The organism is Mitsuaria sp. PDC51, assembly GCF_900113225.1.
Classification (GTDB): Bacteria; Pseudomonadota; Gammaproteobacteria; order Burkholderiales; family Burkholderiaceae_C; genus Roseateles.
Window position 1 is genome coordinate 120,086 of the sequence record NZ_FOZE01000002.1, and the last position, 17,424, is coordinate 137,509.

15 protein-coding genes are annotated in these 17,424 nt (G+C 69.6%); 7 read left to right on the forward strand and 8 right to left on the reverse strand.

The genetic code is table 11. From position 1 onward, the window contains the following. The first annotated feature begins 28 nt into the window (after window positions 1-28). The 3 genes from BM393_RS11965 to mdoH all read left to right on the forward strand — a co-directional run bounded on the left by BM393_RS11965 (window position 29) and on the right by mdoH (window position 5,324). The gene (locus BM393_RS11965) at window positions 29-1,390 is read left to right on the forward strand and encodes a sigma 54-interacting transcriptional regulator (protein ID WP_091725694.1); all 1,362 of its coding nucleotides are present in this window, start codon (window positions 29-31) and stop codon (window positions 1,388-1,390) included. Window positions 1,391-1,554: 164 nt separating this feature from the next. Next, window positions 1,555-3,144 carry a glucan biosynthesis protein G gene (locus BM393_RS11970; protein ID WP_175538315.1) on the forward strand — a complete coding sequence of 530 codons (1,590 nt, stop codon included), beginning with the start codon at window positions 1,555-1,557 and terminating at the stop codon, window positions 3,142-3,144. A gap of 11 nt (window positions 3,145-3,155) precedes the next feature. After that, window positions 3,156-5,324 carry a glucans biosynthesis glucosyltransferase MdoH gene (gene mdoH, locus BM393_RS11975; RefSeq protein ID WP_091725699.1) on the forward strand — a complete coding sequence of 723 codons (2,169 nt, stop codon included), beginning with the start codon at window positions 3,156-3,158 and terminating at the stop codon, window positions 5,322-5,324. 134 nt (window positions 5,325-5,458) lie between these two features. Here mdoH and BM393_RS11980 read toward each other — a convergent pair whose 3' ends face one another. The 7 genes from BM393_RS11980 to BM393_RS12005 all read right to left on the reverse strand — a co-directional run bounded on the left by BM393_RS11980 (window position 5,459) and on the right by BM393_RS12005 (window position 12,058). Further along, window positions 5,459-5,863 carry a GFA family protein gene (locus BM393_RS11980; RefSeq protein WP_091725702.1) on the reverse strand — a complete coding sequence of 135 codons (405 nt, stop codon included), beginning with the start codon at window positions 5,861-5,863 and terminating at the stop codon, window positions 5,459-5,461. Between the two features lie 148 nt (window positions 5,864-6,011). Beyond that, complete coding sequence (locus BM393_RS11985; RefSeq protein ID WP_091725705.1) at window positions 6,012-6,950, reverse strand: urease accessory protein UreD; 939 nt, start codon at window positions 6,948-6,950, stop codon at window positions 6,012-6,014. A 70-nt stretch (window positions 6,951-7,020) separates the two neighbouring features. Continuing rightward, entirely contained in the window at window positions 7,021-8,619 is a 1,599-nt protein-coding gene (locus BM393_RS11990) for an ABC transporter substrate-binding protein (RefSeq protein WP_254783430.1), read from the reverse strand. A 52-nt stretch (window positions 8,620-8,671) separates the two neighbouring features. After that, window positions 8,672-8,914 carry a hypothetical protein gene (locus BM393_RS25255; RefSeq protein ID WP_141225318.1) on the reverse strand — a complete coding sequence of 81 codons (243 nt, stop codon included), beginning with the start codon at window positions 8,912-8,914 and terminating at the stop codon, window positions 8,672-8,674. Then, window positions 8,907-9,872 (reverse strand): SDH family Clp fold serine proteinase, encoded by a 966-nt coding sequence (locus BM393_RS11995; protein ID WP_091725710.1) that lies wholly within the window; start codon window positions 9,870-9,872, stop codon window positions 8,907-8,909. The genes BM393_RS25255 and BM393_RS11995 overlap by 8 nt, the downstream gene beginning before the upstream one ends. A 99-nt stretch (window positions 9,873-9,971) precedes the next feature. Beyond that, a complete protein-coding gene (locus BM393_RS12000) occupies window positions 9,972-11,198 on the reverse strand; it encodes an HD-GYP domain-containing protein (protein WP_091725714.1) in 1,227 nt (408 codons plus the stop codon). Between the two features lie 146 nt (window positions 11,199-11,344). Continuing rightward, complete coding sequence (locus BM393_RS12005; RefSeq protein WP_254783431.1) at window positions 11,345-12,058, reverse strand: c-type cytochrome; 714 nt, start codon at window positions 12,056-12,058, stop codon at window positions 11,345-11,347. An 87-nt stretch (window positions 12,059-12,145) separates the two neighbouring features. Here BM393_RS12005 and BM393_RS12010 point away from each other — a divergent pair, with 87 nt between their 5' ends. Genes BM393_RS12010 through BM393_RS12025 form a run of 4 tightly spaced genes read left to right on the forward strand, consistent with a single transcriptional unit; the run spans window position 12,146 to window position 16,085 of the window. Next, window positions 12,146-12,988, forward strand: a complete 843-nt coding sequence (locus BM393_RS12010) for a MoxR family ATPase (RefSeq protein WP_091725722.1) — start codon at window positions 12,146-12,148, stop codon at window positions 12,986-12,988. 10 nt (window positions 12,989-12,998) lie between these two features. Then, the gene (locus BM393_RS12015; RefSeq protein ID WP_091725725.1) at window positions 12,999-13,223 is read left to right on the forward strand and encodes a hypothetical protein; all 225 of its coding nucleotides are present in this window, start codon (window positions 12,999-13,001) and stop codon (window positions 13,221-13,223) included. 49 nt (window positions 13,224-13,272) lie between these two features. Next, complete coding sequence (locus tag BM393_RS12020; RefSeq protein WP_091725728.1) at window positions 13,273-13,881, forward strand: GNAT family N-acetyltransferase; 609 nt, start codon at window positions 13,273-13,275, stop codon at window positions 13,879-13,881. Further along, a complete protein-coding gene (locus BM393_RS12025; protein WP_254783432.1) occupies window positions 13,881-16,085 on the forward strand; it encodes a S9 family peptidase in 2,205 nt (734 codons plus the stop codon). The genes BM393_RS12020 and BM393_RS12025 overlap by 1 nt, the downstream gene beginning before the upstream one ends. A gap of 39 nt (window positions 16,086-16,124) precedes the next feature. On the opposite strand, the gene BM393_RS12030 is transcribed toward BM393_RS12025, so the two are convergent. Then, window positions 16,125-17,417, reverse strand: coding sequence for an EAL domain-containing protein (locus BM393_RS12030; protein ID WP_175538316.1), 1,293 nt, complete (start codon window positions 17,415-17,417; stop codon window positions 16,125-16,127). Window positions 17,418-17,424 lie beyond the last annotated feature (7 nt).

Below are 17,424 nucleotides of genomic sequence, written 5' to 3' on the forward strand. Positions count from 1 at the left end.
AGCAGGGCCGCTCCTCGGAGGCAAGCGCATGAGCGCAGGCGCGCGACTCCTCATCGTCGACGACGACGCCGACCTGCTGAAGCTGCTGTCGATGCGGCTGGAGGCGGCCGGCTACGACGTCACCGCCGTGGGCAGCGCCGAGGCCGCGCTGGCGCAGATGGACGTGCAACGCCCCGCGCTGGTGCTCAGCGACGTGCAGCTGCCCGGCATGGACGGCCTGGCGCTGTTCAACACCATCCGCGAGCGCCACCCCGCGCTGCCGGTGATCCTGCTGACCGCGCACGGCACCATCCCGGACGCGGTCGCCGCCACCGCGCAGGGCGTCTACACCTACCTGACCAAGCCCTTCGACGGTCGCGCCCTGCTGGACACCATCGCGCAAGCCCTGACCCTCACCGCGGTCCACCAGGACGACAGCCCCGACCAGGCCTGGCGCGAGTCCATCGTCAGCCGCTCCAACGTGATGGCCGAGGTGCTGGCCGAGGCGCGCCTGGTCGCGGCCTCGCAGGCTCCGGTGCTGATCCGCGGCGAGAGCGGCTCCGGCAAGGAGCTGCTGGCCCGCGCGATCCATGCCGCCAGCCCGCGCGCCAAGCGGCCCTTCGTTGCCGTCAACTGTGGCGCGATCCCGGAGCCGCTGCTCGAATCGGAACTGTTCGGCCACGTCAAGGGCGCCTTCACCGGCGCGCTGGCCAACCACCGCGGCCTCTTCCAGGCCGCCGACGGCGGCACGCTGCTGCTGGACGAGATCGGCGACATGCCGCTGCCGCTGCAGGTCAAGCTGCTGCGCGTGCTGCAGGAACACCAGGTGCGCCCGGTCGGCGCCAGCGCATCGGTGCCGATCGACGTGCGCATCCTGTCGGCCACCCACCGCGACCTGGAGGCCGCGCTCGCCGAAGGCCAATTCCGCGAGGACCTCTATTACCGGCTCAACGTCGTCAGCCTGACGCTGCCCAGCCTGGCCGAGCGCCGCGAGGACATCCCGCTGCTCGCGCAGCACTTCCTGCAGAAGCTCGCGCTGAAGTACGACAAGCGCCTCAACGGCTTCGCGCCCGACGCGCTCAAGGCGCTCACGATGGCCTCCTGGCCGGGCAACGTGCGCCAGCTCCACAACGTCGTCGAGCAGGTGAGCGCGCTGGCGACCTCGCCGCTGATCCCGCTCTCGCTGGTGCAGCGCGCGCTGCGCTCGCCCAGCGTCGAAGTACTTCCTTACGCGGAGGCGCGACAGCGTTTCGAGCGGGAGTACCTGGTCGGCCTGCTCAAGCTCACCGACGGCAACGTCGCCGATGCCGCGCGGCTCGCCGACCGCAACCGGACCGAGTTCTACCGCTTGCTGCAGCGCAACGGACTGGAGCCCTCGATGTTCCGGTCCGAAGGACCTGTCGCCGAATAGCGACAAGAAAATTCATTCAAAATCAACAACTTGCAGAAAAACCCACCGTCAGCGTCGCCGCCCGGCGACAGAAAATTCACGGTGCGGCAGCGCACAAAACGCGTAAGTTGTTGATCTGAAAGAGAAATCGCCGGTGGCACGGGCCTTGCAGAAAGGCCCGCCACATGCGAACTATTCACGCCCTCACCCCTCAGGCCCGCATCCCGGCGACCAGCGCTCGCCGCCAGGCTGACCAACGTCGGTGGATCGGATCGTTCATCGGGCTGGCCGTCGGCGCCGCCCTGCTGGCCGCGGCCTCCGCCGCCCAGGCCTTCGGCTTCGACGAGATCGCCGAACGCGCCAAGGGGCTGGCGGCCAAGCCCTACGTCGCGCCGCCGGACAACCTGCCGGCCGAGCTCAAGCAGCTCAACTACGACCAGATGCGCGACATCCGCTTCAAGCCGGATCGCGCGCTGTGGCGCCAGGAGCGGCTGCCCTTCGAGCTGATGTTCTTCCACCTGGGCCACTACCAGACCCAGGCCGTGCGCATCAACGAGATCGTCGGCGGCCAGGCCCGGCCGGTCCCGTTCAAGCGCGAGGACTTCGACTACGGCAAGAACAGCCAGCTCTCGCCGGGCAAGTGGGGCGATGTCGGTTACGCCGGCTTCCGCGCGCATTACCACCTCAACAACGACAAGTACAAGGACGAGCTCGCCGTCTTCCTGGGCGCGAGCTACTTCCGCGTGCTGGGCGCCAACCAGCATTACGGGCTGTCGGCACGCGGCCTGGCCATCGACACGGTCGGCGGCAAGGGCGAGGAATTCCCGCGCTTCAGCGAGTTCTGGATCGAGCGCCCCGGCGCCGACGCCAAGACGCTGACCGTGCATGCGCTGATGGACTCGCCCCGCGCCAGCGGTGCCTACACCTTCGTCATCAAGCCCGGCGCCGAGACCGTCGTCGAGACCCGCGTGCGCCTGTTCATGCGCGCCCCGGTGGCGACGCTGGCGCTGGCGCCGCTGACCTCGATGTACCTGTTCGGCGAGAACCAGCCGCAGAAGGGCGACTTCCGGCCCGAGGTCCATGACAGCGACGGCCTGATGGTCGCCAGCAGCAGCGGCGAGTGGATCTGGCGCCCGCTGATCAATCCGAATGGCACGCTGACCACCTCGTTCACGCTGCCGGGCGTGAAGGGCTTCGGCCTGATGCAGCGCGACCGCCGCTTCTCCAGCTACGAGGACACCGAGGCCCGCTACGAGATGCGGCCCTCCGCCTGGGTCGAGCCCACCAGCGACTGGGGGCCGGGCCGGGTCGAGCTGATGTCGCTGCACACGCCCGACGAGACCCACGACAACATCGTCGCCTACTGGGTCCCGGCGAAGCAGCCGGCCCCGGGCCAGCCGCTGGACTACTCGTACCGCCTGCACCTGCAGGGCGAGCAGCAGCAGCGTCCGCCCGGCGCCTGGGCGGTGCAGACCCGCACCGGCTACAGCTACGCCAAGCTCGACAAGAACGAGCAGCAGTTCATCGTCGACTTCGAAGGCCCGTCGCTGGCCGCGCTGCAGCCCGGCGCCGAGGTCAAGGCCATCGCCAGCACCAACGCCAACGGCGAGGTGACCGAGGTCAACGCCTATCCGAATCCGGTCACCGGCGGCTGGCGCATGGCCGTCCGCATCAAGCAGTTGCGCCCCGGTCAGTCGACCGAGCTGCGCGGCTTCCTCCAGACGAAGCAGCAGGTCCTCACCGAGACCTGGAGCCTGATTCTTCCTCCCCAGTGAAGGAGCCCGACATGACGCATTCCGCCCTGCATCCCGCCGCCTCGGCCCCCGGTCCGGTCGGCCCGAGCGCGCCGGCCATCAAGCGCGGCGCGATGGTGCCGCGGCCCTGGGGCCAGCGCACGCCGCCGGTCGAGTCGCTGCCGGCCTCCGAGCCGCCTCAGGCCTGGGAAACCGCGGCCCGGAACCGGCGCAACGCGCTCAAGCTGTCCATCGCCGGCGCCACCGCGCTGGCCACCGGCGTGCTCTGGCAGACCCACAACGGCTGGGCCAGCGACCCTTGGGCCTTCGCGCTGCAGTGCGTGCACCTGGCGCTGTTCGCCCTGCTCTTCGCCTGGGTCAGCGCCGGCTGCGTCACCGCGGTGATGGGCTTCTGGGTGATGCTGCGCGGCGACCGTCACGCCATCTCGATCAAGGACGCCGGCAACGAGCCGCTGGGCGCCGACGCCCGCACCGCGCTGGTCATGCCGATCTGCAACGAGGACGTCACCACCGTCTTCGCCGGCCTGCGCGCCAGCTGCGAGTCGCTCGCGGCGGCCGGCGCGCTGCGGCTGTTCGACGTCTACATCCTGTCCGACAGCTCCGATCCGGAATGCCGCACGCAGGAGCTGGCCGCCTGGGCCGAGCTGCGCGCGCAGTTCGCCGGCCGCGGCCGCATCCATTACCGCTGGCGCCAGCGCCGGGTGAAGAAGAAGGCGGGCAACGTGGCCGACTTCTGCCGCCGCTGGGGCCGCAACTACCGCTACATGGTGGTGCTGGACGCCGACAGCGTCATGAGCGGCGACTGCCTGCTGGGCCTGGTGCGCCTGATGGAAAAGAACCCGCGCGCCGGCATCCTGCAGGCCGCCAACCAGGTCTGCGGCCACGACACGCCGCATGCCCGCGCGCAGCAGTTCGCGAGCCGCGTGACGGGGCGCCTGTTCGCCGCCGGCATGCAGTTCTGGCAGCTGGGCGAGGCGCACTACTGGGGCCACAACGCGATCATCCGCGTCGAGCCCTTCATGAAGCACTGCGCCCTGGCCCCGCTGCGCGGCAAGGAGATCATGTCGCACGACTTCGTCGAGGCCGCGCTGATGCGTCGCGCCGGCTACCAGGTGTGGCTGGTGGCGGACCTGCCGGGTTCGTATGAACAGCAGCCGCCGCACCTGCTGGCCGAGCTGCAGCGCGACCGCCGCTGGTGCCAGGGCAACATCCAGAACGCCGGTCTGATCGCCGAGCCCGGCCTGCACGGCGTGCACCGCGCGATGCTGGTCACCGGCGCGCTGTCCTACCTCGCCGCGCCGCTGTGGCTGCTGTACGTGGGCCTGGGCGTGCTGCTGTGGAACGTCGGCGGCAACGAGGCCTTCCAGCCCTTCATGGAAGACGGTTCGCTGGCCCCGGGCGTGGCCGCGCTGTGGCTAGGCACGATCGGCATGCTGGTGCTGCCGCGCCTGCTGTCGGTGGCCGCGCTGATCCTGCGCGGCGAGCAGTCGCAGTACGGCGGCACGCTGAAGCTGCTGGCCTCCTGCGCCACCGAGGCCGGCATGTCGCTGCTGCAGGCGCCGCTGCGCATGGTCGCCCATTCGATCTTCTGCGTGGTCGCATTGACCGGCATCTCGCTGGACTGGAAGTCGCCGCCGCGGGCCGCCGAGGACGTGTCCTGGCGCGAGGCCTTCGCCGCCTACGGCCGCATCAGCGCGATCACTGCGGTGATCGCCGCGGCGATCGGCGCGCTGAGCCCGTCGACGCTGATCTGGATCGCGCCGATCGCGCTGCCGCTGCTGCTGGCCGCGCCGATCACCGTGCTGTCCAGCCGCGCCCGCCTGGGCGAGCGCATGCGCCGCGCCGGCCTGCTGCTGATCCCCGAAGAGAGCCAGACCCCGACCGTGCTGCGCAACGCCTGGGCCTATGGCCGCCAGGAACGCCACCTTCCCGGCTTCGCCGACCTGCTCGCCAGCCGCCGCCTGACCGCGCTGGCGGCCGAGGCGATGGGCCGCCGCGACGTGGGCCAGGGCATGCGCGCGCAGGTGCGTCGCCAGCGCCTGGAGCAGTTGAGCGCACAGCCTGGTGCCCTCGACGCGATGAGCAACGCCGAGCGCATGCGCTTCCTGAGCGAACCGGGCCACCTGCTGCGACTGGCGCAGCCGCTGCGCCCCGTGGCGGAGGCACGTGTCGTCCGTCCCGACCTGCGCCTGGCCGCCTGAGGCTGCTTGACGCCGCCTGAAGCCGCCGGAAGCCGCTACCTGCCGTTGAGTCCCGCCCCATCGGCCCGGGCGCCTCGCCGAAGAGTCATGGCGGAGGCGTGGTGCCCGGGATCGATGCGGTCAACGCCGCGGCGCTACATCGGATCGCGGTCGTAGGCCCGGACGTCCTGCGGCAGCCGGACCCAGCCATGCATGCGGCAGGTGTAGACCGAGTCCTGCGGCGGCGGGAAATCCGGATCCCCGAATCCCCCCACCGCCACGCCGACCGATCCCTCGACCCCCTCCTCCGTGTGGAAGACGGTGCTGCCGCACACCGGGCAGAAATGGAATCGGAATCGGGCGCCCCGGTCGCCGGCGCGCACGAATTCGGTCGCGATGCCGATGACCTCATAAGGTTCGGCAAAGGCCGCCAGCGCCGCGAAGACACTGCCCGTGCGGCGCTGGCACGCCAGGCAGTGGCAGAGGCCGGTTCCCAACGGCTCACCCTGCACCACGATCTTCAATTGGCCGCAACTGCACGAAGCGGTACGTGAAGCCATGCGATCACCTCCCCTGGAGACCGGACGTGGAGCGGCCATGCTAAGCGCAGCGCCAGGGCGCTGGCTACCAATCTGAGACATCGTTGCCACACCGACATGAATCGCCGTCCCCTCTCCGAGGGATGCGGCCCGCGCGGCGAGGGCCCGGCTACATCGCCCACAAGCGGGGCGTGGTGCCGTCCAGGTCCCACAAGGCGTGACGCCAGGCGGCCCAGCAACGCCGCAGCAGCAGCGCGACCGGCTCGACCACCGGTCCCAGCACCCGCACCACCAGCACACCGTCCTGCGCGGCGGTCGCGCCGGCGCTCGCGCGCAGCGGATCGGCGTCGATCAACGCGCGCACCGCGTCCAGCGCGCGTTCACGGCGATCGCGATCCAGCGCGGCGCCGCTGGCGAAGACCAGGGTGCCCAGGCAACGCTGCCCGGCCAGGCCGAGCTCGCCGTCCATCAGCAGCGCGTCGACCGCGTCCAGCCGGCCGCGCTCCAGCCAGACGCCGGGGATCTCCAGGTGCTGCAGGAAGCGGCCACTCGAGAACGGCTGCCCCGCGCCGGGCAGCCCGAGCGCGGTGATGTCCCAGGCCAGCAATTCGGCCGTCGGCGCCAGCGTGAAGCGCGCCTCGTTGACCGCTTCGCAGCCGGGGTAGGCGATCGCCTCGAGCGGCAGCCATTCCAGGCGCGCGCCCTCGCCCAGCGTCGCCCGCACGCGCTGCGTGGCGGGCGCGCCGTCCGGGCTGCGGTAGAAGCGCGTCGCGCCGGGCGTGGTCACCAACGCATGCGCCCCCTCGCCGACCGTCACCGCGATGTCCAGGGTGTCGCCGCCGACCAGCCCGCTGGGCGGATGGACCAGCACGCTGTGGCAGATCGCGTCGCCTTCCGGGTAAAGGCTCTTGAGCAGGCGCAACGGTCCGTCGTGCTCATGGCTGACGACGCAACGCCCTCGCTCGAGGCGGTAGTCGGCGCCCAGGCGGGCCAGCCACTGCCGCTGGGCCGGGGCGGCCGTCGTCGGGGACGAGGCCGGGCTGGCCGGGCTGGTCGGGCTCAGCGAAGAGGAGGTCGACGGGAATGAGGGATCGAAGGTCGCGGTCATGACGGCGCAGGAGGCAGGCGGCGGATGTTAGGCGCATCCGCACCATCGACGCCGCGCCGCTGGGCAAGGCTCACTTCGGCACAGTGATCCAGGCGTAGTCCAGCCAGTTGTCGGCGCGATGCACCGCCTTCACGCCCTGGCGCAGCGCCCAGGGCGCGGCCTGGCGATGCAGCGGCAGCACGTGCAGCTGCTCGCGGTACTCCTGCAGCGCCGCCTTGATGAGCGCCTCGCGCTTGACCGGATCGGCCTCGGCCGAGGACGCGGCCGCGAGCTGGTCGAACTTCGGATTCCGCGAGCGGCCGTAGTTGTAGAAGCCGGCGCCGGAGGCCTTGTCGTCACTGCGGTAGACCGGCGTCAGGATGGTCTCGGCATCGGTGATCGCGCCGCCCCAGCCCATCAGGTAGAGGCTGGTCTCGTAGCGCTCCAGCTTGGGGAAATAGAGCACCCGCGGCATCGCGTTGACCTTCACCTTGAGCTTGATCTGCGCCCACATCGAGGCGAGCGCCAGGCAGATGCCCTCGTCGTTGACGTAGCGGTTGTTGGGGCAGTCCAGCGTGACCTCGAAACCGTCGGGATAGCCGGCATCGGCCATGCCCTTGCGGGCGGCGGCGAGGTCGAACGGCAGGCGCGTCTCGAGTGCCGGATCGTCATATGCGCCGAGCGGTGACGGCGTGAGGCCGCCGGTGGGTTGCGACAGCCCGTTCATCAGGCGCTTGTGGATGGCTTCGATGTCGATGGCCTGGTACATCGCGCGGCGCACGCGCAGGTCCTGGAACGGGTTTCTGCCGCCCGGCGCGCGGCCGTACACCAGCGTGTCGCGCGCCTGGTCCATGCCGATGAAGACGAGGCGGTTCTCGAGCCCCTCCAGCACCTGCACGCCGGGCGTGGCGCGCAGCCGCGGGACGTCGCGCGGCGCGGGGTCCAGCAGCAGGTCGATCTCGCCCGACACCAGCGCGGCCAGCCGCGTCGCGTCGTTGGAGATCGGCGTGAACTGGACCTCCTGCACGTTGCCCTCGAAGCGGCCCCACCAGTTCGGGTTGCGCTTGTAGACGGTGCGGATGCCGGGCTGACGGCGCACCAGCATGAAGGGGCCGGTGCCGTTGGCGTTGAAGCTGGCGTGGCTTTCCTCGTTGTCCTTGAAGCTGAGCGGGCGCGTGACCTTGTGCTGCTCGCTCCAGGACTTGCTCATGATGAACAGCAGGTCCAGGTGCTGCAGGAAGATCGGATTGAAGCGCGGCTGGGTGATCTCGACGGTGAGCTCATCGATCTTGCGGGCGGTGCCCACGGCGTTGGCGTAGACCGCGACCTGGGAGGTCGGCGCCTTGGCGCGCTGCAGGGAGAAGACGACGTCGTCCGCGGTGAAGGCCGAGCCATCGTGGAACCGGACGTTGGGCCGCAGCTTGAAGCGCCAGACGAGCGGGCCGATCTGCGTCCATTCGGTGGCAAGACCCGGCACGATGTTGAGCTGCCGGTCGCGGGCGGTGAGGCGCTCATAGACCTGCGAGTTCATGCCGTTGGTCAGGCTCTCGTTCTGCGAGTGCGGGTCCATGGTCTGGGCATCGCCCTGGCTGGCCCAGCGCAGCGTCTGCGCCGCGGCGGTCGACGCCGCGCCGACCGCCCCACCGACCACGCCGGCGCACAGCGCCAGCAGCATGAGCATGCGCGTCATCCCGGTCTCCCGACGACTCTGTGAATGTCGGCCGAGTGTAGGCAGGCAGTGGTCAGCGGGTGGTCGGGGTCTTTCCGGACGGTTCTCGGATTGCCGCAACAGCGCGTCGCGCACTCCAGGGGCTGGCCCCTTCCTGCGAATATGAGGCCCACCGCTCCTCCTGCCGCCGCGCGGCGAGCGGCGACCCCGGCTTGCGATCCAGGTCGAAAAGGCCGGGATACAAGGTGAGGATCTGTTTGAGCATTTCCCGCTTGCTGTGGATCAGCAGATCAAGTGGATTGAGTCGTTCATACATGGATGCACCCCTCGAATGCAAATGGGAAACCATGAACCGAGACGACGGGGCCACCGTCGTGGTCGTCAAGTGGGCGAGTGCGGCATCGGTCCACGATGGCCCGAAGTCCCTCGTCCACGGGCCAGACGTTGCGCAGCAGTCGCCGCGCCTCTTTCCGATCGATGACAAAGGAGTGGGACGGATAGCCAGCAACCAGCTCGGCCAGACCGCCCGGCTCGACGTTGCGCCCTCGTTCTGCAAGACGCCGGCCATAGGCATGCGCGATCGTCATTGCACGATGCATCTCGGCCAATCGTTGCGGGTTCACCTGCTCCGCCATTGGCCGCAGCAGCTTCGCCGCGATGTCCGCGGCAATCTCGGACGCCACGCGTGTGGAGAGGCCACGTTCGGACAGGTCCAGCAAGGACACCTGGAAGGCCGTCATGAACTGGGCCAAGAGGATGTTGGCCGCCGTCAGTTGCTCAAGGCTTGAACTCGTCACCCCCAGCTCGTCGCCACGAAAGACCTGAACGTCAAGCGGGCCCAGTTCGCTCCTGTCGTCCATGTAAAGCGCCGAGGCACCCAACGCAATCAGCGTCCCCGCACTCTTGCAATAGCGGGGGATCAGCACATGCATCTGCCGATAGTGGTGGCTCAATGCCCGTGCGATTCGAAACGCAGCATCCGGGTCACCGCCGGCCGTCTCGAGCACGAGCAGCACATCGTCGTGCGTCTTCCCGGTCTCAACCAGGGTGCTCAGTCGTTCATAGCCGGCAACTGATACCTCACCGGTGTAGGTCACCACGTCATAGGGCGGCATGAGAGGCGACACGGGTTCCGCGCTCTCTTCCGCCGGCCCGGCGACATCGTTCTCCACGCCGTCCGCTTCATCCTTCCAACTCACTGCCATCGGATGCCCTCCAGCGCCAGACATCGGCGCGAGGTCCGCATCTTCGAGCGGCGCGTTCGGAAGGACCATGACCCCGACTAGGAGACCTTCGCCTCGAAACTCGGAGCCCGCCACTCAATCGAGTCTGGCCCGCCCACCGAAACATGCCGTTGGCGCCTGCGCCGACGCTCACCCCGCCGGCGTCTGCCAGAGTTCATCGAGCTTCTGGAAGCCCCAGGTGGCCGGATCCTCGCGGCCGATGATGCGGTCCGTCGCCCCGGGCGAGGACAGGTCCAGGACCTGCGTCGGGATCGGCATCTGCGACTTGGTCGAATAGAACGCCCGCACCCGCGGCGCCGTCAGCGCGGTCGCGTTCTGCTCCAGCACCACGGCGAGCTTGCCCGACTGCAGCTTCACCAGCGTGCCGACCGGGTAGATGCCCACGCACTTGACGAAGGCCTGGAACACGCGCGGATCGAAGTGGCCGGTCCATTGCGCCATCCGCGCCAGCGAGGACGCCGGATCCCAGGCGCTCTTGTAGGGCCGGTTCGAGGTGATCGCGTCGTAGACGTCGCACACCGCGCCCATGCGCGAGAGCAGGCTGATCTGCTCGCCCGCGAGCTTGCCGGGGTAACCGCTGCCGTCCATCTTCTCGTGGTGGCGCAGCGCCACGTCCAGCGCCGCCTCGGGCACCGAGGTGCCCTCCTTGAGCATCTCGTGGCCGCGCGTCGGATGGTCGCGCATGATCGCGAACTCGGCATCGGTCAGCGCGCCCGGCTTGTTCAGCACGTTCAGCGGCATCGCCATCTTGCCGACGTCGTGCAGCAGCCCGGCCAGGCCGGCCTCGCGGGTCTGCGCCTCGTCCAGGCCCATCTGGCGGGACAGCGACACCATCAGCGCGCACACCGCCACCGAATGCATGTAGGTGTAGTCGTCCTTGGTCTTGAGCCGCGCCAGGCTGATCAGCGCCGACGGATTGCGCTCCACCGAACTGGCCACCTCGGCCACCAGGGGCAGGCATTGCTCGGCGTCGATCGCCTTGCCCAGCCGGGCCTCGCCGAACAGGTTCATCACCGCGCGCTTGGAGCGCTGCATGACCTGCGACGCGCGCTCGAGCTCCTCGCCCATCGACGCCGGCGCGGTCCCGAGCTCCAGCCGGGGCGCGGCCTGCACCACCGCCGGAGCCTCGGGCGCGGCCGGCGCCGCGCCTTGGGCCGCCGCCGGGGGCGCCACGTCCAGCCCCTTGGAGGCGTCGATCCAGCAGAAAGGCACGCCGCTCGCCTTCAAGGCCTTCAGGTCCTCGGGGTCCGTCAGGACGAACTTGGTCTTCCAGAATGGATGGGACAACCACGAGCCCTCCATCCCCTGCAGGAACATGCCCAGCTTGACATCCGACGTCGGAATCTTCTTCAGCATGACTGGCGTTTTCGTCCAGGACAACACAGTATGGCGCCCTCCCCGGCGCTCGCACAGTCAGGCGACCATGAAAAAAACCGCCCCTCGGGGCGGTTCGTGATTGTCTTCGCGCCGCGGCCGGGAGCCCGGCCTCAGCGTGCCACGGTTCAGCGGAACCGGGACTGCGGGACTGTACGGAGTTCGGACGGCAAGCTGGCCAGGTACTGGGACAGCGTCTTGAGTTCCGCGTGGGTGAACTGCTTGACCTGGCCCGCCATCACCGCGTTGCTGCGGCCGTGATAGGGCTTGCCCTGGATCTGGTAGGACTTGAGCGCGACGTACAGGTAGTCGGCGTGCTGGCCGGCGATCTTCGGATAGGTGCCGTCGATGGGCTTGCTGAAGTTGGCGCCATGACAGCTGGCGCAGGCGCCCTTGTCGAGCAGCTTCTTCACGTCGGCGGGCGCCTCGACCGTGGCCGGCACCGCCTCGACCTGGGCCAGGCCGGCGTAGTACTCGGAGATCTCGGCGATGTCCTTGTCGCCCAGCGGCAGCGCGATGCCGCGCATCGTCGGATGCTTGCGGTCACCCTTGGCGTAGGCGGTCAGCGCGGAGGCGATGTACTTGGCGTTCTGGCCCGCGATCATCGGGACCTTGTGGACCTCGGGGAAGGTGGCCTGGTAACCCGGGATGCCGTGGCAGCCGATGCACATGGCCACCTTGGCCTGCACCGGCGCCTGGGGGCCAGGTGTTGCCGCGGCGGGTGGGGTCGCGGCCGGCGCTTGTCCCGGCGCGGGCGACGAAGGGGCGTTGGACTGAGCGGATACAACAAACGCACTTCCGGCCAGCATCAACGCGAGGGAGATCTGCAGTTGTCTTCTCATGGTCCCGATCTTCGAGGATTTGGGGCGGCGCGATTATAGGGGGGGCCCTATATACTGGTTTTCACCGCTGCGCTAGAGAAACCCCTCATGAAATTCAAAGGTTCCCAGGACTACGTCGCCACGCCGGATCTGATGCTGGCGGTCAACGCGGCCATCACCTTGAAGCGGCCGCTGCTGGTCAAGGGCGAACCGGGCACCGGCAAGACGCTGCTGGCCGAGGAGGTCGCCAAGTCCCTGGGACTGCCGCTGCTGCAGTGGCATGTGAAGAGCACGACCAAGGCGCAGCAGGGCCTGTACGAGTACGACGCCGTCTCGCGCCTGCGCGACAGCCAGCTCGGCGACGACAAGGTGCGCGACATCTCGAACTACATCGTCCAGGGCACGCTGTGGCAGGCCTTCGCCTCGGACACGCCGGTGGCGCTGCTGATCGACGAGATCGACAAGGCCGACATCGAGTTCCCCAACGACCTGCTGCGCGAGCTCGACCGGATGGAGTTCTACGTCTACGAGACCCGCGAGTGGGTGCGCGCCCAGCACCGGCCGCTGGTCTTCATCACCTCCAACAACGAGAAGGAACTGCCGGACGCCTTCCTGCGCCGCTGCTTCTTCCACTACATCAAGTTCCCCGAGGCCGACACGATGCAGGCCATCGTCGACGTCCACTTCCCCGGCCTCAAGAAGGAGCTGCTGGCGGCGGCGCTGAAGACCTTCTACGACGTGCGCAAGCTGCCGGGGCTGAAGAAGAAGCCCTCGACCTCGGAGCTGATCGACTGGCTCAAGCTGCTGCTGGCCGAGGACATCCCGGCCGAGGCGCTGCAGACGCAGGACGACAAGGTCGCGATCCCGCCGCTGGTGGGCGCGCTGCTGAAGAACGAGCAGGACCTGACCCTGTTCGAGAAGCTCGTCTACATGCAGAGCCGCAACCGCTGAGGCCGCCGCGATGAGCCAGGACTTCAATGCCGCCTGGCGCGCCGCGCTGGCGGACGCGCTGGGCTTCGTGGGCGGCGGCGTGATCGGCCTGCTGGTCGGCCGCGCGCTGGGCTGGGAATTCATCGGCGCGCCCGGCTGGGGCACGACGCAGATCCTGGGCCTGCTCACCATCCTCGCCGGCATGGGCGGCTGCCGCTGGCTGCTGCGCCGGCTGCTGCTCGGCGGCAAGGGCTGAGCGCCCCTCTCCTTCCCTCCACCGCCGGCCGCGGGGTCGGCCCGATCGCATGACCGCATCCACTCCCTTCACCGCGCCGGTCACCCTGGCCGGCCCGCACGCGCGGCTCGAGCCGCTGTCGCCCGCGCACCGCGAGGCGCTCGCCGAGGCCGCCGACGACGGCGCGCTGTGGAAGCTCTGGTACACGACCGTGCCGGCGCCCGAGCGCATGGCCGCCGAGATCGAGCGCCGGCTGGGCCTGCGCGACGCCGGCACGATGAATCCCTTCGCCGTCTTCGACGCGCAGGGCCGGGCCGCCGGCATGACGACCTACATGAACATCGATGCGGCCAACCGCCGCGTCGAGATCGGCTCCACCTGGACGCGCGCCTCCTGCCAGCGCAGCGCGCTGAACACGCAGTGCAAGCTGCTGCTGCTCCAGCATGCGTTCGAGACCCTGGACTGCATCGCGGTGGAGTTCCGCACCCATCGCCTGAACACGCAGAGCCGCCGCGCGATCGAGCGGCTGGGCGCGCAGCTCGACGGCATCCTGCGCTCGCACCTGCGCATGCCCGACGGCACGCTGCGCGACACCTGCGTCTACAGCATCACCGCGGCCGAATGGCCGACGGTGCGCAACCACCTGCAGTGGCAACTCGACAAGCCCCGGAGCGCCTGATGGCCACGTCCAGGAAAACCACCGCCAAGCAAGACACCGCCAAGCGAGACACGGCCAAGGGCGAGACCGCCAAGCGCGCCAAGCGGGCCACCACGAAGCGCGCCCGCGCGGCGATGGCGCTCAAGGCCCTGGACGTCGACGCGCTGTGGTCGCTGGCGCGACTGGGCGCGCCCAGCCTGTCGCCGGACGGCGCCCAGGCCGTGGTGCCGGTGACGCGCTTCGACATGGAGAAGAACCAGGGCGCGACCTCGCTGTGGCTGCTGTCCACGCTGGGTGGCGATGCGCGTCCGCTGACCTCCGCCGGCGAGAAGGACGGCCAGCCGCGCTGGAGCCCGCAGGGCGACCTCGTGGCCTTCATCGCGCGCCGAGACCAGCAGGGCGACAAGGACGAATCCCCGCAGCTGTACGTCATCCCGCCCGACGGCGGCGAGGCGCGCCGCGTGACGAAGATGCCGTTCGGCGTCGAGGCCTTCAAGTGGTTCCCGGACGGCCGGCGCCTGGCCTTCGTGTCCTGGGTCGATCCCTCGCTCAAGGGCCAGGCCGCGCAGGCACAGCGCCGCCAGGCCGAGAAGGATCGCAAGGACTCGGCCTATGTCACCGAGGAAGGCTTCTACCGCTTCTGGGACCATGCGCTGCCGATGGGCCGCGTGCCGCACCTGCATGTCGTCGACCTCGACAGCGGCCAGGTGCGCGACCTCTTCGAAGGCACCGACTACGAACTGAGCCGCGCCGAGCCGGATGCCGACAGCTTCGACATCTCGCCCGACGGCCGCCGCATCGTCTTCAGCTTCGATCCCAACACGCCCAAGACGCTGGAGCACCGCAATGCGCTGGCCGAGGTCGAGGTGCGCTCCGGCCGGGTCCAGGTGCTGCTGCATGAGCCGGCCTGGGACCTGGTCGCGCCGGTGTACAGCCATGCGGGGCACCACATCGCGTTCGTCGCCTGTCACCAGGGGCTGAAGCACACGATGCCGCAGCAGCTGGCGGTGCTGGACACCCATGGCCACTGGGCGGTGCTGTCCGAGGACTGGGACCAGGAAGTCGCCGCGCCGCTGCGCTGGGACGAGGACGACCTGGGCGTGCTCTTCTGCGCCGAGGAGCGCGGCCGCCGCCACCTCTACCGCTTCGACGTCAAGACGCTGCACGCCTTCCCGCTGTGCGAGGGCGGCCATGTCGGCGCCTTCGCGCTGGAGGCCGGCACGCTGGTCGTCCTGCATGACAGCGCGAGCTTCCCGCCGCGGCTGTCCGTCGTCGACCGGGAAGGCGATGCCGCGGAACAGGTGCTGCACCGGATCGAGTCCTTCAACGACGCGTCGCTGTCGACGCTGGCCTTCGGCGCGGTCGAGGAGCGCTGGTACGAGGGCGCGCTCGGCGAGCCGGTGCAGATGTGGCTCTACTACCCGCCCGGATTCGACCCGCGCCGCAAGACCAAGGCGCCGCTGATGCACCTGATCCACGGCGGCCCGCACACCGCGATGGGCGACAGCTGGCACTGGCGCTGGAACCACCAGGCGATGGCGGCGGCGGGCTACGTGGTCGCCTGCGTGAACTACCACGGCTCGTCGAGCTTCGGCAATCGCTTCGCCGACTCGATCACCGGCCGCTGGGGCGAGCTCGAGCTGGAGGACGTCGAGCGCGCGACCGACCTGCTGCTCCAGCAGCCCTGGGCCGACCCGAAGCGGGTCTTCGCGACGGGCGGCAGCTATGGCGGCTACATGGTCGCGTGGATGAACGGCCATGTGCCGGCCGGCCGCTACCAGGCCTACGTCTGCCATGCCGGCTGCTACGACTGGACGGCGATGTTCGCCAACGACGCCTACCTGTGGCATGCGAAGGAGCTGGGCACGGCCTACTGGAAGGATCCGGCCAAGGTCGCGTCGCAAAGTCCCATCGGCTACGCGCAGCACTTCAACACGCCGACGCTGGTCATCCACGGCCAGCTCGACTACCGCGTGCCCGACGCGCAGGGCCTGGCCTACTACAACACGCTGAAGGCGCAGGGCATCGCCGCCCGGCTGGTGTGGTTCCCGGACGAGAACCACTGGGTCATGAAGCCGCGGAACTCGAAGCTCTGGTATGGGGAGTTCTTCGATTGGCTGCGCCGGCACGATCCCGCTGGCGCGAAGCCGGCGGCCCCAAAGACCACCAGGTCGGCCAAGTCCAGGAAGTCGATGACGTCGGCGACGTCGGCCCGCGAGTCCTGAAGCGCCGGCGGGCGGGGCCGTCCCGATGCCGGCGGCGGCTCAGCCCTCGTTCCAGTCCAGGTCCCCGCACAGCACCCGCAATCGTCCGTCCTGCCGGTACGCCACCGAGACCGTCACGCACATCCGCGCGCCTTGCAGGCTCAGGTAGGGGCGGGTGACCTGGATCTCGCCGACCGCCTCAACCGCGCGGCGGAAATAGGGACGGCGCGCCCAGCGCGCGTCGCCGGCGCGCGCCATCGGCAGGAAGCGCGGATCGATCCCGGCCGGCCCGGAGGCCGGCACCGCGCGCGGGCCGAGTTCGCGCCCTTCCTCGTCGAGCAGGTAGCACATCTGCGCGCCTTCGAGCCGCAGGAAGGCCTGGCACGCCTCGGCCAGCGACCGGCCCTGCTGCAGCGGTCCCAGTGCCAGCGCGAGCGCGCTGCGGAACGGCGTCAGCCGGTCCTGGTGTTCCCGCTGCCGCCGCGCCTGGCGCTCGTTGAACAGGCCCCAGACGTCCTCGAGCGCGGACACGCCCTCCTCGTCGCGCAGGAACGGCGCCGGATGCCCGAAGGCGAAGCCCTGCACCAGATCCACATCCGCATCCATCGCGATCTGCGCGTCCTCGGTCGTCTCGATGCCCTCCAGCAGCACCAGCGAGCCGCAGTCATGCAGCAGCGCCGCCATCTGCGACAGCGCCCGCGCCATGCGCCGCGACCCGCGCGCGCGCACCAGCAGCGAACGGTCCAGCTTGACGATCTCCGGACGGATGCGCCAGATACGGTCGAAGTTGGAATGGCCGACGCCGAAGTCGTCCAGCGCCAGCAGGCAGCCGGTCGCGCGCGCCGCCTCGACCGCGTCCTCGAAGGAGTCGTCGCGCGCCATCACGTCCTCGGTCACCTCGAACACCAGCCGGTGCGTGGGCAGGCCGAGTTGATGCACCACCTCCACCGCCCGGGCCAGCATCCGCACCTGCAGCGCGGCATGGTTGAAGACGGCCGGGTGGATGTTCAGGAACAGCCAGCAGTCCGGCTGCCGCTGCGCGACGAAGTTGTGGACGTGCAGCAGCCGGCACAGGCGGTCCAACCAGACCTGCTGGTCGAAATTGCCGACGCCGTCGAAGGCGGTGACCGGCGTGATGGGCCGGCCGCGGTCGTCCTCGACGCGGATCAGGCCCTCATAACCGACCGGCCGGCGGTGCGGATAGCCGTAGACCGGCTGGAACGCGCTGGTCAGCCGGTAGTTCTCGTAGCTGCCGACCCAGCGGCCGCGCTCCTCGCGCACCGCGCCGTACAGCGCCTGCAGCATCGCCTCGACTTCGGCGTTGTCGTCGCCGTGGCCTTGACCGTGATCCATGCACCCG

What these genes read in the sequence shown, in the direction of transcription:
- BM393_RS12000 (WP_091725714.1), bottom strand. Translation starts at nt 11,198, where the DNA reads ATGCTGAAGAAGATTCCGACGTCGGATGTCAAGCTGGGCATGTTCCTG.
- BM393_RS11980 (WP_091725702.1), bottom strand. Translation starts at nt 5,863, where the DNA reads ATGGCTTCACGTACCGCTTCGTGCAGTTGCGGCCAATTGAAGATCGTG.
- mdoH (WP_091725699.1), top strand. Translation starts at nt 3,156, where the DNA reads ATGACGCATTCCGCCCTGCATCCCGCCGCCTCGGCCCCCGGTCCGGTC.
- BM393_RS11965 (WP_091725694.1), top strand. Translation starts at nt 29, where the DNA reads ATGAGCGCAGGCGCGCGACTCCTCATCGTCGACGACGACGCCGACCTG.
- BM393_RS11970 (WP_175538315.1), top strand. Translation starts at nt 1,555, where the DNA reads ATGCGAACTATTCACGCCCTCACCCCTCAGGCCCGCATCCCGGCGACC.
- BM393_RS11985 (WP_091725705.1), bottom strand. Translation starts at nt 6,950, where the DNA reads ATGACCGCGACCTTCGATCCCTCATTCCCGTCGACCTCCTCTTCGCTG.
- BM393_RS12015 (WP_091725725.1), top strand. Translation starts at nt 12,999, where the DNA reads ATGAGCCAGGACTTCAATGCCGCCTGGCGCGCCGCGCTGGCGGACGCG.
- BM393_RS12030 (WP_175538316.1), bottom strand. Translation starts at nt 17,417, where the DNA reads ATGGATCACGGTCAAGGCCACGGCGACGACAACGCCGAAGTCGAGGCG.
- BM393_RS12005 (WP_254783431.1), bottom strand. Translation starts at nt 12,058, where the DNA reads ATGAGAAGACAACTGCAGATCTCCCTCGCGTTGATGCTGGCCGGAAGT.
- BM393_RS12010 (WP_091725722.1), top strand. Translation starts at nt 12,146, where the DNA reads ATGAAATTCAAAGGTTCCCAGGACTACGTCGCCACGCCGGATCTGATG.
- BM393_RS25255 (WP_141225318.1), bottom strand. Translation starts at nt 8,914, where the DNA reads ATGTATGAACGACTCAATCCACTTGATCTGCTGATCCACAGCAAGCGG.
- BM393_RS12020 (WP_091725728.1), top strand. Translation starts at nt 13,273, where the DNA reads ATGACCGCATCCACTCCCTTCACCGCGCCGGTCACCCTGGCCGGCCCG.
- BM393_RS11995 (WP_091725710.1), bottom strand. Translation starts at nt 9,872, where the DNA reads ATGGTCCTTCCGAACGCGCCGCTCGAAGATGCGGACCTCGCGCCGATG.
- BM393_RS11990 (WP_254783430.1), bottom strand. Translation starts at nt 8,619, where the DNA reads ATGACGCGCATGCTCATGCTGCTGGCGCTGTGCGCCGGCGTGGTCGGT.
- BM393_RS12025 (WP_254783432.1), top strand. Translation starts at nt 13,881, where the DNA reads ATGGCCACGTCCAGGAAAACCACCGCCAAGCAAGACACCGCCAAGCGA.